Raw genomic sequence first — 15,576 nt, forward strand, 5'->3', positions numbered from 1 at the left:
GGGTTGGGCCTCCATGTATCCCATACAACCGACCTCTACGCCCTTTCAGGCAGCGAGGCACCCCGGTGTACGTGTCGATACATGTGTGTTTTAGACACATAATGAGATTTATGCGTTTCCCGGTCAGCCTGAGGCGAACAGAGATTCGTCGGCGCGCTTTATACCACAAACACCACCCTGAAGCCAACATTTACTGGCTAATGGTTCGCCGGGGAATGCGCACCTGGAGTCAAAACGATAATTGGCAGCGCTGGGGCTGCCTGTTAACATTACCCATCATTATTATTGTCGAAAATTACGACATCTGCGGACAAAATTAATGGCCATTACGATCAAAACCCCTGAAGATATCGAAAAAATGCGCGTTGCCGGCCGTCTGGCTGCCGAAGTGCTCGAAATGATTGAACCTTTTGTTAAACCCGGCGTGTCTACTGGCGAACTTGATCGCCTCTGTCATCAGCACATTACTGAAAAACAGCATGCCATTTCCGCCTGTCTGGGCTATCACGGCTTCCCAAAATCAGTCTGTATCTCGGTCAATGACGTGGTGTGCCACGGCATTCCCAGTGACGACAAAATCCTCAAAGAGGGCGATATCGTAAATATCGACGTCACCGTCATTAAAGATGAATTCCACGGCGATACCTCCAAAATGTTTATTGTCGGCAAGCCGACGATTCAGGGCGAGCGCCTGTGCCGCATTACCCAGGAAAGCCTTTATCTGGCCCTGCGTCTGGTCCGTCCCGGCATCCGCCTGCGCGAGCTGGGCCGCGCGATTCAGAAGTTCGTCGAAGCACAAGACTTCTCAGTAGTACGTGAATACTGCGGTCACGGCATCGGCAAAGGGTTTCATGAAGAGCCCCAGGTTTTACATTACGATGCCGATGACGGCGGCGTAGTGCTACAGGTCGGCATGGCATTTACCATTGAACCCATGGTTAACGCCGGAGATTACCGCATCCGCAGCATGAAAGACGGCTGGACGGTAAAAACCAAAGATCGCAGCCTGTCGGCGCAGTACGAGCACACGATCGTCGTGACCGAAACCGGCTGTGAAATCATGACGCTGCGCAAAGACGATGCCATTGAGCGCGTTCTAACCGCCAGCGCATAAGCGCGACGCGCTGCTGGAGTCGGCCTGTGCCGGCTTCGGCGAGAAAAATCCGCGATAAGCCGCAAAGCAGGCAAAAATACGCCACCTCCAGCGTCATAAATAGCCTGTCTGCGCGCGCGGGTCTGTGCCGTCGCGGGCAGGCCCGGTGCGCGCAAAGCGACTTTTTAATCGCCAGACAGACCAGCAATCCCAGCGGAGCTGCGCCGTTATGAGTATTGAGCAAACTGAACTTAGCCATATCAACGCCTTTACCTATGCGCCGCTGGACTGGAATGACGACGTTCTCACGCGCGAGCGGCTGAAACAGCAGCTGGCGCTTTTTCAACAGCGTCTGGCCTCCGCCTTCGATGCCGGGGTGGATACCGAAGCGCTGATTGATGCCCGCACCTTGTTTATTGACCGTCTGCTGCGCCGCCTGTGGCTTTTTTTCGGCTTTGAAAATTACCAGAACGTGGCGCTGGTGGCGGTGGGTGGCTACGGACGCGGCGAATTACATCCCCTTTCCGATATTGACCTGCTTATCCTTAGCCGGACACCGTTAGATGACAGCGCAGCGCAGCGCAGCAGCGAACTGATTACCCTGCTTTGGGATCTAAAGCTGGAAGTCGGCCACAGCGTACGCAGTCTGGAAGAGTGCATTCTGGAAGGTCTCTCCGACTTAACGGTGGCAACCAACCTGATTGAATCGCGCATGCTGACCGGCGACGTGGCGCTATATCTTGAGCTGCAAAAACACGTCTTTAGCGATGGCTTCTGGCCTTCGCCACGTTTTTTTGCCGCCAAGGTCGCCGAGCAGCAGGAGCGGCATCAACGCTATCACGGCACCAGCTATAACCTGGAACCCGACATAAAAAGCAGCCCTGGCGGCCTGCGCGATATCCATACCCTGCTCTGGGTCGCGCGCCGCCATTTCGGCGCCACCTCGCTGGATGAAATGGTCGGCTTTGGCTTTCTGACCGAAGCGGAGCGCAACGAGCTAAATGAATGCCAGGATTTTCTCTGGCGCATACGCTTCGCGCTGCATCTTTTGCTGCCGCGCTACGATAACCGCCTGCTGTTCGACCGCCAGCTTAACGTCGCGCAGCGCCTGCGCTACGAAGGCGAAGGCAATCAACCGGTCGAACGTATGATGAAGGATTTTTACCGCGTCATGCGCCGCGTGGGTGAGCTTAATCAGATGCTGCTGCAGCTGTTTGATGAGGCAATCCTGGCGCTGGAACCGACGGAAAAACCGCGCGCGCTGGATGACGAATTTCAGCTGCGTGGCAGCCTGATAGACCTGTCGGACGACACGCTATTCGAGCGCGATCCGGTGGCGATTATGCGCATGTTTCATATTATGGTGCGCAATGCGGCGATTACCGGCATCTACTCGTCAACGCTGCGCCAGCTGCGCTACGCGCGCCGTCGTCTGACGCAATCTTTGTGTACCTACCCTGAAGCGCGCAGGCTGTTTATGGCCATCTTGCGCCATCCCGGCGCGGTCAGCCGCGCCCTGGTGCCGATGCACCGGCACAGCGTACTCTGGGCCTATATGCCACAGTGGAGCAACATCGTCGGCCAGATGCAGTTTGACCTGTTTCATGCCTATACCGTCGACGAGCACACTATCCGCGTGCTGCAAAAACTGGAAAGCTTCGCCCGCGAAGAAACGCGTCCGGCTCACCCGCTTTGCGTTGAAATCTGGCCGCGACTGCCGCAGCTTGAGCTCCTGCTGATGGCCGCGCTGTTTCACGATATAGCTAAAGGGCGCGGGGGCGATCACTCGATTCTTGGCGCTCAGGACGTACTGGAATTCGCCGAACTGCACGGCCTCAACGCGCGCGAAGCGCAGCTGGTGGCCTGGCTGGTACGCCATCATCTTCTGATGTCCGTCACCGCGCAGCGGCGCGATATACAGGACCCGACGGTCATTCAGCAGTTCGCCGAAACCATCGGCAACGAAAACCGCCTGCGCTACCTTATCTGCCTGACCGTATCTGACATCTGCGCCACCAATGAAACCCTGTGGAACAGCTGGAAGCAGAGCCTGCTGCGCGAATTATTCTTTGCTACCGAGAAACAGCTGCGGCGCGGAATGGAAAATAGCCCGGACCTGCGCGAACGCGTGCGCCACCATCGCTTGCAGGCGCTGGCGTTGCTGCGTATGGATAATATTGATGAGCAGGCGTTAAACCACATCTGGAGCCGCTGCCGCGCCGATTACTTTTTGCGTCATAGCCCCAATCAGCTCGCCTGGCACGCGCGTAATTTGCTGCAACACGACCTGCACCGGCCGCTGGTGCTGGTCAGCCCGCAGGCCACTCGCGGCGGCACTGAGATTTTTATCTGGAGCCCCGACCGGCCATATCTGTTCGCTACCGTGGCAGGAGAGCTGGACAGACGCAATCTTAGCGTCCACGACGCGCAGATCTTCACCAGCCGCGACGGCATGGCGATGGATACATTTATTGTCCTTGAGCCTGACGGCAATCCACTGGCGCCCGACAGGCATCTGCAGATTGCCCATGACCTGGAGCAGGCGATTACCCAAACGAATTGGCATGCGCCTCGTTCGCGCAGACCCTATTCGCGCCTGCGCCATTTTAACGTGGATACCGAAGTTAACTTTTTACCGGCCCATACTGACCGCCGTACCTATCTGGAGCTGGTGGCGCTCGACCAGCCAGGGCTGCTGGCGCGCGTCGGCGAAGTCTTTGCCGATTTGGGCATTTCGCTGCACGGCGCACGCATCAGCACCATCGGCGAACGGGTTGAAGATTTGTTTATTCTGGCCAACGCCGAACGACGCGGGCTGGACGCCAAATTATGCCAGGCCTTGCGACAACGGTTGACAGAGGCCCTTAATCCAAACGATAAAGTGTGACCGCGATTTGTTTTTTTAACGGTCATCGGCAGTCGGCTGCCTTAGCCGCGCACTGCGGCGATGACATTTCAGGAAGAGACCCATGCAACAATTACAGAGTGTTATTGAGAGCGCCTTTGAGCGTCGCGCTGAAATCACCCCGTCCAGCGTTGATACCGTCACCCGTGAAGCCGTTACCCAGACTCTGGCGCTGCTGGACAGCGGCGCGCTGCGCGTTTGCGAAAAAGTTAACGGCCAGTGGCTAACCCATCAGTGGCTGAAGAAGGCGGTTTTGCTCTCTTTCCGCATTCATGACAATCAGGTGATTGAGGGTGCTGAAAGTCGTTTTTACGATAAAGTGCCGATGAAATTCAGCCACTATGACGAAGCCCGCTTTAAAAAAGAAGGCTTCCGCGTGGTGCCGCCAGCGGCGGTCCGTCAGGGCGCGTTTATTGCCAAAAACACCGTACTGATGCCTTCTTACGTTAATATCGGCGCTTATGTTGATGAAGGTACCATGGTCGATACCTGGGCTACCGTCGGCTCATGTGCGCAAATCGGTAAAAACGTCCACCTTTCCGGCGGCGTTGGTATCGGTGGCGTGCTGGAACCGCTGCAGGCTAACCCGACGATCATTGAAGATAACTGCTTTATCGGCGCGCGCTCTGAGATCGTTGAAGGCGTGATCGTTGAGGAAGGCGCGGTGATCTCAATGGGCGTTTATATTGGTCAGAGCACCAAAATTTACGATCGCGAAACCGGCGAAGTTCATTACGGGCGCGTACCTGCAGGATCGGTGGTAGTATCCGGCAACCTGCCGTCAAAAGACGGTAGCTACAGCCTGTACTGTGCGGTAATCGTGAAGAAAGTGGATGAAAAAACCCGCAGCAAAGTGGGCATCAACGAACTGCTGCGCAGCATCGACTGACCTCTGCCCTCCTCTGCCAGCCGGCGCTGGCAGGGACATTCCCACCGTAAACCTTTCGTTACACTTTGAGCTTATTCGCAGCGAAAATTAACATCTGGCGTTTATTTTTTGTCCAGGCCATAATGCGCGCCATCGAATCAGGCGGCGCGATTTCCTTATTAATTGGGTGAGTCTACAGTTAACGGATATCCGGAAACACGGCGCTGCATCCTTTTATCTTATCAGGATAACCATTATGTACGACAATCTGAAAAGCTTAGGTATTTCCAACCCTGATGACATCGATCGTTACAGCCTGCGTCAGGAAGCAAACAACGATATTCTGAAAATTTACTTCCGCAAGGACAAAGGCGAATTCTTCGCCAAAAGCGTCAAATTCAAATACCCGCGTCAGCGCAAGACAGTGGTTTCCGATGGCATTGGCCACGGCTATAAAGAGGTTCAGGAAATAAGCCCGAACCTGCGCTATGTGATCGACGAGCTGGATCAGCTCTGCCTGCGCGATCAGGTTGAAGTGGATCTTAAGCGCAAGATACTGGGCGATCTTCAGCACCTGGAAAGCGTTGTGGCTAACAAGATTAAAGAAATCGAAGCCGATCTGGAAAAGCTGACCAACGGTCGCTAATTACCGCTTCCCTGATTAAAGGCCAGCATTGCTGGCCTTTTTTGTATTACAAATAGCCCCATTTTTGTGACTCCCCGCACTCATCTATCCTTATACGGTTGGTGTTAAAACCGCACATCGTTATATTTGTATGACCAGAAGCAAACCAAAGGATAGATTTATGTTTTCAGATCTGCGAGATAAACGCATACTCATCACCGGATCAACCGCCGGCGTCGGCCTCGCGGCCGCCAAAGCCTTTGCCGCTCAGGGGGCGCGGGTAGGTATTAACGGCTCGCGTCCAGCCGATGCAATGAAAACCGAGCTGGCGCAGCTGCGGGAAACGGGTGCGCAGGTTGACTACTTTCAGGCTGATTTAACGCAATCCGCACAGTGCAAACAGCTGGTTGAGGCTTTTGTTGACCGATTCGGCGGCCTCGACGTGTTAGTCAATAATGCCGGAGGGCTTGGCGGCCGTCAGAGTCTTGAGCAGATTGACGATGCATTTTACGATCGGGTGATGGATCTTAACGCGCGATCGGCGCTGATGACGACGCGTTTTGCCCTCCCCTGGCTGCGCAAGTCTGCCAGCGATAGCGGCAAGACCAGCGCGGTAATCAGTACCGGCTCAATAGCAGCGCGTGAAGGCGGTGGTCCCGGCGCCGGTATCTACGCGGCGTCAAAAGCCTGGCTGCACGATATTCATCGCAATTGGGTAAAAGAACACACCCGCGACAATATCCGCTTTAACGTCGTTGCGCCCGGAACTATCGATACCGCGTTCCATGCCGATAAGCCGGAGGAGGTGCGTGCGCGTATTGCCAGTACCATCGCCATGGGCCGCTTCGGTCGTGCAGAAGAAGTGGCGCCCAGCTTCCTGTTCCTCGCCTCCCACGCCTGCAGCGGCTACATCACCGGTCAGATCATTGATGTGAATGGCGGCCAGATGGCGCCCTGATGATTTTTTTCGTGAGAGAACGCCGCCTTTGCCCTGCGGAGCAAGGCGTTTTCTCACGGCATGGGGTATTATCAGGGCAAGATTGACTTTCAGGTATGACAAATACAATGCAATTTGACGTAATCGCCAGCGGCCAACGCGGCCTGGATCTGCTGATCGCCAGCGACATCGCACGCAAAATAATGGAAGGCAAGTTCAACGCCGGTGACGTGTTGCCGAGCGAGGTTGAGCTGTGTAACCGCTTTGGCGTCAGCCGCACGGCACTGCGCGAAGCATTAAAGTTGCTCTCTTCCAAAGGACTGCTGGAATCACGGCCGAAAATCGGCACCCGCGTACGTGAGCGTTCACACTGGAATATTCTGGATGTGCAGCTGCTGGAGTGGATGAAAGGCATTGAGGCCACCGAAGATATGTATCACCAGTTCCTCGATTTTCGCCGCGTCATTGAACCCCATGCCACGCGACTGGCGGCCGTTAACGCCAGTAAAGAACAGCGCATTGAGCTTTCACGCATCTACCGGGAAATGTGCGACGTCTCTGCCGCCCCTTTTGATGCCGAACGCTGGCTGGACGTGGATACCGCATTCCATCGCCTGATCTTTTTCTCCTCCGGCAACTGTTTCTACATGCCGTTTGGCAACGTGCTGGCGACGGTCTTCAAGTGGTTTATTAGCTACTCGTCGAAGGAAGGCGGCACCTGCATGGACGACCATCGCAAGATTTACGAAGCGATTATGATGGGCGATGCGGATGCGGCTCAGCAGGCTTCACTGGGACTGATGCAAAGCAGCAAGCACCGCCTGTAAAAAAGGCGGGCCTGCCCGCACTATTCCCGCCAGCTCAGTGTGAAACAGGCATTATCGTCTTGCGACTGCGAGTAATTGACCCGCACCTCCAGCACCTTCCCCTGCTTAAAACGAATCATCACCCGGCTCTGCAGTGAAGAATGCGCGAGCACTTTCACCTCATCAATGGCGCTGCGGGCGTTAAGTGAGGTTTCCGTCGCTTCGTCGAAATAGCCATGGGCTTCAATTGCACTGGCAAACAGCGTGCTGGCACCACGGGTACGCCAGATCCATACCGGTTCCTGACGCAGATTAAATTGCGGATCGCCGGCGCCGCTCATCGCCACCAGCAGCTCCCCGCCTTCCGGCTGGGCGCAGCTTACGCTGTAAAAACTGTCGCCATCAAGCCAGGTCAGCTGACTGCAATCACCGGCGGCTATTTCCGTTGCCGCACAGCGCCAGAGATGCTGGTAGCCCCCTGACTCGCCCAGCGCCACCCGCTCCGGCTCGCTGGCAAGCGCCTTGTTGGTACAAATCAGCTGTCCGCGGCCGTGCAAGCAGTAATCGTACTGATGCAGCGCCTCACTGTGCAGCGCAAAGAGATCCAGCAACAGCGGCGCCTCCAGCTCCGCCAGCGGCAGCATCAATACCGTACGCTGCATGGCGACGCCGGGATAATACTCCCTTAGCACCGCGCTCATCCCCTGGCCATCGGCGCGGTCAGTGACAAACCAGCGACATTCGCCCCAGCGCTTTTCCGCTTCCAGACTGCTGGCCGCATTCTGGGTTTGCTCATCAACCACCACGGTGTTATGCGCCACGCTCTGCTTGCAATAGCTGTTATTTTCCGCGATATAACGGCCGCCGAACTTAGGTTCGATATTAACCCAGCGGCCAAAGCCATAGTCGCGCAGCACTTCACGTCCGCGACAAAACCAGCTCAAATGCAGGCCGTCAAAATGGCCGTGATTCAGGGCCGAATGCAGTTGCGGGATGCTGCCGTGCTGACCAAACCACATCAGCGCCATCTGCCTGTCGCCGTCTGCACTTTGCTGACGCAAAATGCCCATGCCGCCGCGATCGCCCTGCTCGCCATCACGCAATAATACGCTGTGAGTAAAACGCCGATCGTCGGTAACCGGCAGCGCATCGTCCAGCAGCAGCGCCCCCGCTCCCGGCCAGAGCGCGTGCTGTCGCTGTGCCAGCGCCGCCAGACGCGCATCGCTGCCGTAATGTTGCCAGCAGAAGCTGACCGCCATCAGCGCGCCCTCATCGCTGAGATTCATGGTTTTTGAACCGTCATTGAGCGCCGGCAGGGTGTCATCGGGAAATGCCAGCATCAGCAACGCATAGCAACATTGACGCAGATGCTGCTGGCGGTACTGCCAGATACGCAACGCCGGCTGGCGCGCTTCAATTGCCTGTGCCAGCAGCAGCATTGGACGCAGGGCGAAGCGATGATAATACGGCCCTTCAATGTACCAACCATCCGGCGAAAACAGCGCATCAAGCTGAGCAAAAAAGCCGCCGCTTTTACCGTCGCCGGCCAGGCCATAAAGGGATTTATCAACCATCGCCCGATCGTCGAGGATGTAACCGCAAATCGCCACGGCGGCCACTGACCAGATACCGTGATTATGAATAATATCAAAGGTAGCGGCGTGCAGCGTCATGGCCTCTTCAGCCATTAGCCGCAGCAAGTGGCGCTCAATATTCTGTCGCTGATGCTCAGTCAGGCTTTCCATAATGCAGTGATAGCCCTCAGCGGCATACAGCAAAAACATATGCTCGTTGAGGGTTTGATGAAACAAACGGCCCGGCGGATTGGTGTCTTTACTCAGCGCCGCGCCCAGACGGGGATAAAGGGCAGCATAAGCCTCCAGCAGCGCCAGAGCATGGTCCCGGTAACGCCGCTCGCCGGTAATCAGCCAGAAGCGCCCCGCCTGATTGATCGTCTGATAATTCAGCTTGTGCTGCGTGTGCTCCGGTCCGCCCGCTTCGCCCTGCCCCGGCACGTTTATCCCCTGCGCCAGCGCGGCATCAAGGCTACGCTGCTGACCCCGCAGCGTTGCCCCCAGCAGCGTATCTGCCGTTAATCGCTGCCGCAGCCCGGCGGCGGTGTCCTTACTCAGTATCAGCGTCTGCCATGCCATTATTCTGTCTCCTTTTGCTCTGGGGGACGGGTCAGTAACCCGCTGTCGCGCTGCGCCTGGAGCACTGCGCCACGGGCAATGCCTGAAGCATATTTATCAGCCTGTTGAGGGGGTATCTGCCAGTTTGCCTTCTCGATCCACTGCCGATAGCGCGGGCGATCGAGGCTGTTATCCGCCTGTACTAAAAGCGCGATCAGCCGCACGCCGATGCGGTCGCGGTTTTTCCACGGCCAGGGCCGGGCGTCATCGCTAAACGGCGCCATATAATCGAGCGCTTTTAGCAGCGAACCGCCGGCGGGATTCTGATAGTGCCAGAGATCGCCCGTATTGCTGCGCGTTGCCAGCTGCGCCAGCCCGGTCAACGCCTGCAGGTTAAAGTAGCTGTAGTGGAACGACCGGGTGCGCGCCAGCTCTTGCGGTTGCCGGCCATCAGCAGCGATCTGGTGGTCGATTTTTTCCTGCGCCAGCGTCACCATCTTTGCCACTAGCTGCGGCTGCCCAAGATACCAGGCAATGCCCGCAACCTGATTGGCGTACCAGCTGCCATGGTTGTTAGAGGCGTTCCGCTCCCCCTGCGCAAGCGGACTTTGCACTAGCCAGCGGAGGTAATCGCTAAACCATTTATGCATCGCCGCTGCATCCTGCGCGTGCCAGCCCGGCGCGGCGCGTAGCAGTATCAGCGCATCCACTATGCGGGTGGCCAGATAGCGTCCGTCCAGCACGCCAACATGGCGCCCTGATGCAATGCCCGGCACGCCCTGGGCGTAGTTAAGATGCGGATTCATCCGGCTGTCCGGATCGATAAACCAGTGACGGAGCATCGCTTCAGCTTTTGCGGCGTAGCGCGCTTCGCCGGAGAAATACCATGCCAGCGTCAGCGCCTGAACGTCTGCGGTAAAAGCCGCGAATCGTACGCCATCGGACTGGGCGTTTTTGCTGGCGGGATTAACCTGGCCGTCTTTGCGTATCCACGGCAGTCCGTTGGCACTTTTATCATCCGGCCACCAGTAAGCACTGAGGCTGAGATAATCATGCTTTGTGCCGCTGGGGGGAACCATCTGCTTATCCATCACGCTGGGATTCGGCTTTTTCAGCGCCTTGTCGGCCTGACGTTTCAGCGCCAGCCATGCCTGGCGCGTGAGCGCACTGGCCTGATGGTGGATCAGCGCCTGGCGGTTTTGCTGTAAATCCTGTCGCGAAAAATAAGCAAGGTCAGGCTCTGCCGCCCGCACCGTAGCGGTCAGAAACATACCCGCCGCCAGTATCAGCATGCAGCGGAAATCGCTTTTCATAAATATCTCCGGTTATCCCTTCCCCTATTAGTAATACAAATAGAAGAAAAAGTTAAACAGTCCGATCGCAAACAGGTGCAGAATTGCCAGTCAGGACACACATTACGACTATGCCTGTTGAAGCCGATCACAAATCAGAGCGGTGCATTTTGTTTTACGCTTGTAATACTTTTACAAGTAGAACATGCAAGGCCACTTGTCATACAAAAACAAAATTTACCCGTTTCTGACAAAGAGTGAAGGTTATGGATCTTAATACCATCGTCATGATCGGTTACTTCATCTTAATGATCGCCATCAGCTATGCGTTTAAAAAGATGGGTACCGGATCGTCAAGTCATTACTTCCGCGGCGGCGGCCGCATGCTGTGGTGGATGGTCGGCGCGACGGCATTTATGGTGCAGTTTAGCGCCTGGACGTTCACCGGCGCCGCCGGTCAGGCCTATCGCTACGGTTTTAACGTGATTACCGTGTTCCTCGGCAATGTGGTGGGCTACATCGCTGCCTGGTGGTGGTTCTCAACCCGTTTCCGGCAAATGCGCGTCGATACGCCAACCGAAGCCATCAGTCAGCGCTTTGGTCGTACTAACGAACAATTTTTTACCTGGATGCTGATCCCGCTCAGTATCCTCAGCGCCGGCGTCTGGCTCAACAGCCTGGCGGTATTTGCCAGCGCGGTATTTCATTATGACGTCATCATGACGCTATGGGTGACCGGACTGGTGGTGCTGGTTGTTTCCCTGCTCAGCGGCGCATGGGGCGTGGTAGCCAGCGACTTTGTCCAGACGCTGGTCGTGGCGCTTATTTCGGTAGTCTGCGCGGCGGTAGCGCTATATAAAGTCGGCGGGCCGGTGCGGCTGGTGAGCGAATTTCCTTCCGGATTTCTGACCGGACCGGGCGTTGGCCCTCACTATCTCTCCCTGCTGTTTGTCTGCTTTATCTTCTTTTTTATTAAGCAGATCCAGAGCATCAATAACATGCAGGACTGCTACCGCTTTCTGACTGCCAAAGACAGCGTGAATGCCAAAAAAGCAGCGCTGTTTGCCCTGCTGCTGATGCTGTTCGGCACGCTGATATGGTTTATTCCGCCATGGGCCGTGGCCATTCTTTATCCGGATGCCGTCAGCGCCCATCCAGAGTTGGGCAAAAATGCCAGCGATGCGGTCTATCTGATTTTTGCCGAACGCGCCATGCCGCCAGGAACGGTTGGCCTGCTGATGGCCGGGCTGTTTTCCGCCACCATGTCCTCAATGGATGCCGCACTTAACCGCAATTCCGGCATTTTTGTCCGCAGTTTCTGGACGCCGGTTATCAACAATAACCAGCCGCGCAGTGAGCACTATCAGCTGCGGGTCGGCCAGGGCGTCTGCATTGTTAACGGCGTGCTGGTAATTCTGGTGGCGCAGTACATGCACAGTATGAAGTCCGTCAGCCTGTTCGACCTGATGATCCAGGTCGGAACGCTGCTGCAGGCGCCGATTATCGTGCCGCTGTTTTTTGGCGTCTTTATCCGCAAAGTTCCCGATTGGGCCGCCTGGGCGACGGTGGTATTTGGCCTGTGCGTCTCGTGGGGCATTACCCACTGGTATACCACCCGCGACGTCGCCGCGCTGCTTAACCTCACCCTGACCGCACGCGAGCTGCACGACCTCTCTGCCATGTGGAATATTTTCGCGCATCTGGTGTTTACCGGTGGCTTTTTCCTCGCTACGCGCCTGTTCTGGCGTGAACCCACGGCGACGCGCCGTCAGACGCTGGAGCACTTTTATCACCACATGGAAGAGCCGGTTTATGCCGAAGAAGATCAGGATGTGTTCGATCGGCTACAGCGCGATAAAATAGGCAAAATTTCGATGGCGATGGGCGTCGGGCTGCTGCTGCTATTGCTGGTGCCTAACCCGCTGTGGGGCAGAATGCTGTTTTTGTTCTGCGCCCTGTCTATTTTACTGTTTGGCTGGATACTGCACCGCAGCGCCGGTAAAGCTGATGCCAAAGCCGCGTCGCTGATGCAGCAGCGTTAACATGCAGCCCTCAGGGCTGCTCATCAAGCTGCAGCGCAACGTACAGCAGCAGACGGTCATCAAACTGGCTGAGATTAAGGCCGGTAAGCTCAGAAATGCGGTTAAGGCGATATTCAAGAGTATTGCGGTGTATATACAGCGCCTTAGCCGTCGCGGATGCGTGTACGTTGTTGCTGAACCATGTTTGCAGCGTGCGTCGCAGCAGGCCGTTATTATCCATTGATTTCAACTTCGCCAGCGGGCTGGCAAGCTCATTTGCCTGCCAGCCGCCACGCAGGCTGTCCAGCAGTACCGGCAGCATCAGATCCTGATAGAAATAACTTCTCTGCTCCGGCATGCGCTGCTTGCCTACCAGCATGGTTGTCTGCGCGGTGCGGTAGGATCGGGCGATGCTTCCCGCTCCGGTAAAATAATTGCCCAGCGCGATGCGCATACGCAGGTTGCCGCGCTCTTTCATGCGCGCCATCAACATCCCGACTCGCCGACGGTGATCGCCGGCGTCATAACGACCGTGTGCGTTTAATGCCGGTTTCAGCACCACCACCTCGGTCAGCGATACAATGGCGATCAGGTTATCGCGTTCAGGGGTGGTCAGCAGGGTTTGCAGCTGTTGCAATTCCGCCATTGCGCTGTCAACGCCCAGCTGCCCGCTATCCACCTCCACCACTGCCGCCACGCGCGGCTGGTTTAAATCAATGCCAAGACGCTGGGCCCATTCGGTCAGGGTTGGCGGCAAGGTTTCGCTGCGAATCAGATTAAGCACCAGCTCTTCTCGCAGACGGCTGTCCTGGGCCAGCATATGCAGCAGCCGGGCCTGTTCCAGCATCATCTCGGCGGTCATGCATACCAGCTCACCGTAGTGGCGCAATCTCACCGGATCGCCGGTCAGACCGATAACGCCGACAATCTCACCATCAATACGCATAGGCAGATTAATTCCTGGCCGCACGCCGTGCAGATGGCGCGCCACGCCGTCGTCAATATCCACGATGCGCCCCTGTGAAAGCGCCAATAGCGCGCCTTCGTGCAGTTCGCCAATACGTTCGCGATTGCCGCTGCCGATAATCCGCCCGCGCGCATCCATCACGTTAACGTTGCTATCAATGATTTGCATGGTGCGGGCAACAATATCCTGTGCCAGTCGGGCGTCCAGGTGATCGGTCATGGGGAGTTCCTGCCAGAGTTAATGGACGCAGCATAGCCGGGATCGGCGTACTGCGTCTGTTAATAAGGTCTGGTTATCGATCTGATATTGTGCATTTGCATAAAGCGCCTGGCAACACGTTCGCCAGGGGGAAATGACATCAGGCAGGCAGGAAAAGGAGAAACGGCCGGTTAAAAAACCGGCCGTCTCAGGGTTACTGCATCAACAGATAAATGGAGGTATCACCACGCTTAATATTCAGCGCCAGAACCGATGGCTTGCTGTCAAAAACTTTGCGCAGCTCACCCAGGTTATGCACCGGCTGTTGGTTAACACCCAGGATGATATCGCCCTTTTGCAGGCCGATGCTGGCAGCCGCAGAGTTGGGTTTAACGCTGTCGACCCGCACGCCCTGCACGCCTTTCTCATCGTAATTACCCAGCTCAGCGCCCTCAATGCCTTTGAAAATGTTGACCGAGGCGATCTTCGCCTGGGTGCTCTGCTGCAGGGTTACGTTCACCGTCATCGGTTGTCCACTACGCAGCAGCCCCAGAGCGAGTTTGGTGCCAACGGGCAGCGTGCCTATTTCGGCGCGCAGCGAGGCAAAGCTGGAGATTTTTTTACCGTTAATTGAAACGATCACATCACCGGCTTTGATTCCCGCTTTCGCCGCCGAGGTATCAGGCAGAACCTGGCTGACAAAGGCGCCGCGCTGCGCGTCGACCTTCATCGCCTTCGCCAGATCGGAGGTCAGCTCGGTTCCCATAATGCCGAGCTCACCGCGTTTCACCTCACCATACTTCAGCATTTGCTCGGTCAGGTTTTTCACCATATTGCTGGGGATGGCAAAGCCGATACCGATATTACCGCCGTCCGGCGCCAGAATAGCGGTATTAATACCGATCAGTTCGCCGTTCAGGTTAACCAGCGCGCCGCCGGAGTTACCCCGGTTGATCGCCGCATCGGTCTGAATAAAGTTCTCATAATTTTCCACGTTCAAGCCGCTGCGGCCGAGGGCGGAAACGATGCCGGAGGTCACGGTTTCGCCCAACCCATAGGGGTTGCCGATGGCGACAGCATAGTCCCCGACCTGGAGATTATCTGAATCGGCAATTTTAATTGCGGTCAGATTTTTAAAGTCCTTCAGCTGCAGCAGAGCAATGTCGGTTTGCGGATCTTTGCCGATAACCTTGGCGACATAGCGGTGGCCGTCACTGGTCTGAACGTGAATTTTAGTGGCATTAGCGATCACGTGATTATTGGTCACCACGTAGCCTTTTTCGGCGTTAATGATAACGCCGGACCCCAGCGCGCGGAATTTCTCCTGCTGCGTGCCGCCGCCGTCATTGCCTCCCTGACACATCGGCGATCCCTGGAAAGGCGAACCATCGGTACAGAAAGGGGAATTGCCGCCAAAAAATTGTTCAAACTGCTGCGGCAGGCGCGGCGTTTTTACCGTAGTGCTCCCCTCAACGCTGATGCTCACTACCGATGGCATAATTTTTTTTAGCATCGGCGCCAGGCTCGGCAGCTGCTGGCTGGAAGAAGAAGCCGTTTCGGCTGCGGTTGCGCTTAGTGGACTCATCGCCATAAACAGGCTCATCGCCAGAGCACTGCAAACTAACGCTGTCTTTTTCATTCGTCTTTATCTCTTACTGTGTCTAATCGCAAGACCATTTTGCTGGCCGTAAGGTGAGAGATAACTTTTATCCTTTAGTTTATGTTTAAGTAT

The 15,576-nt window shown here is 56.1% G+C and carries 11 protein-coding genes; 7 read left to right on the top strand and 4 right to left on the bottom strand.

The features are described from left to right. The first annotated feature begins 319 nt into the window (after positions 1 to 319). The 6 genes from map to BTJ39_RS10625 all read left to right on the top strand — a co-directional run bounded on the left by map (position 320) and on the right by BTJ39_RS10625 (position 7,255). On the top strand, positions 320 to 1,114 hold the full coding sequence (map, locus tag BTJ39_RS10595; protein WP_078002666.1) for a type I methionyl aminopeptidase: 795 nt from the start codon (positions 320 to 322) through the stop codon (positions 1,112 to 1,114). Positions 1,115 to 1,322: 208 nt separating this feature from the next. Further along, positions 1,323 to 3,980 carry a bifunctional uridylyltransferase/uridylyl-removing protein GlnD gene (glnD, locus tag BTJ39_RS10605; RefSeq protein ID WP_078002668.1) on the top strand — a complete coding sequence of 886 codons (2,658 nt, stop codon included), beginning with the start codon at positions 1,323 to 1,325 and terminating at the stop codon, positions 3,978 to 3,980. An 82-nt stretch (positions 3,981 to 4,062) separates the two neighbouring features. Continuing rightward, entirely contained in the window at positions 4,063 to 4,887 is an 825-nt protein-coding gene (dapD, locus tag BTJ39_RS10610) for a 2,3,4,5-tetrahydropyridine-2,6-dicarboxylate N-succinyltransferase (protein ID WP_078002669.1), read from the top strand. Positions 4,888 to 5,122: 235 nt separating this feature from the next. Continuing rightward, the gene (locus tag BTJ39_RS10615; protein ID WP_078002670.1) at positions 5,123 to 5,512 is read left to right on the top strand and encodes a DUF3461 family protein; all 390 of its coding nucleotides are present in this window, start codon (positions 5,123 to 5,125) and stop codon (positions 5,510 to 5,512) included. 160 nt (positions 5,513 to 5,672) lie between these two features. Beyond that, positions 5,673 to 6,449 (top strand): SDR family NAD(P)-dependent oxidoreductase, encoded by a 777-nt coding sequence (locus BTJ39_RS10620; RefSeq protein ID WP_078002671.1) that lies wholly within the window; start codon positions 5,673 to 5,675, stop codon positions 6,447 to 6,449. Positions 6,450 to 6,556: 107 nt separating this feature from the next. After that, entirely contained in the window at positions 6,557 to 7,255 is a 699-nt protein-coding gene (locus tag BTJ39_RS10625; RefSeq protein WP_078002672.1) for a FadR/GntR family transcriptional regulator, read from the top strand. 20 nt (positions 7,256 to 7,275) lie between these two features. Here BTJ39_RS10625 and BTJ39_RS10630 read toward each other — a convergent pair whose 3' ends face one another. Both BTJ39_RS10630 and BTJ39_RS10635 read right to left on the bottom strand, forming a co-directional pair. Beyond that, positions 7,276 to 9,387, bottom strand: coding sequence for a heparinase II/III domain-containing protein (locus BTJ39_RS10630; protein ID WP_078002673.1), 2,112 nt, complete (start codon positions 9,385 to 9,387; stop codon positions 7,276 to 7,278). Continuing rightward, entirely contained in the window at positions 9,387 to 10,679 is a 1,293-nt protein-coding gene (locus BTJ39_RS10635; protein WP_096777721.1) for an alginate lyase family protein, read from the bottom strand. The genes BTJ39_RS10630 and BTJ39_RS10635 overlap by 1 nt, the downstream gene beginning before the upstream one ends. Before the next feature lie 245 nt (positions 10,680 to 10,924). Here BTJ39_RS10635 and BTJ39_RS10640 point away from each other — a divergent pair, with 245 nt between their 5' ends. Continuing rightward, complete coding sequence (locus BTJ39_RS10640; RefSeq protein ID WP_078002674.1) at positions 10,925 to 12,700, top strand: sodium:solute symporter family transporter; 1,776 nt, start codon at positions 10,925 to 10,927, stop codon at positions 12,698 to 12,700. 10 nt (positions 12,701 to 12,710) lie between these two features. Here BTJ39_RS10640 and BTJ39_RS10645 read toward each other — a convergent pair whose 3' ends face one another. Beyond that, positions 12,711 to 13,865: a CdaR family transcriptional regulator gene (locus tag BTJ39_RS10645; protein WP_078002675.1), complete on the bottom strand. Its 1,155-nt coding sequence runs from the start codon at positions 13,863 to 13,865 to the stop codon at positions 12,711 to 12,713. Positions 13,866 to 14,058: 193 nt separating this feature from the next. Continuing rightward, positions 14,059 to 15,483 carry a serine endoprotease DegP gene (gene degP, locus BTJ39_RS10650; protein ID WP_078002676.1) on the bottom strand — a complete coding sequence of 475 codons (1,425 nt, stop codon included), beginning with the start codon at positions 15,481 to 15,483 and terminating at the stop codon, positions 14,059 to 14,061. Positions 15,484 to 15,576 lie beyond the last annotated feature (93 nt).

It is taken from the genome of Izhakiella australiensis, assembly GCF_002006995.1.
GTDB lineage: Bacteria > Pseudomonadota > Gammaproteobacteria > Enterobacterales > Enterobacteriaceae > Izhakiella > Izhakiella australiensis.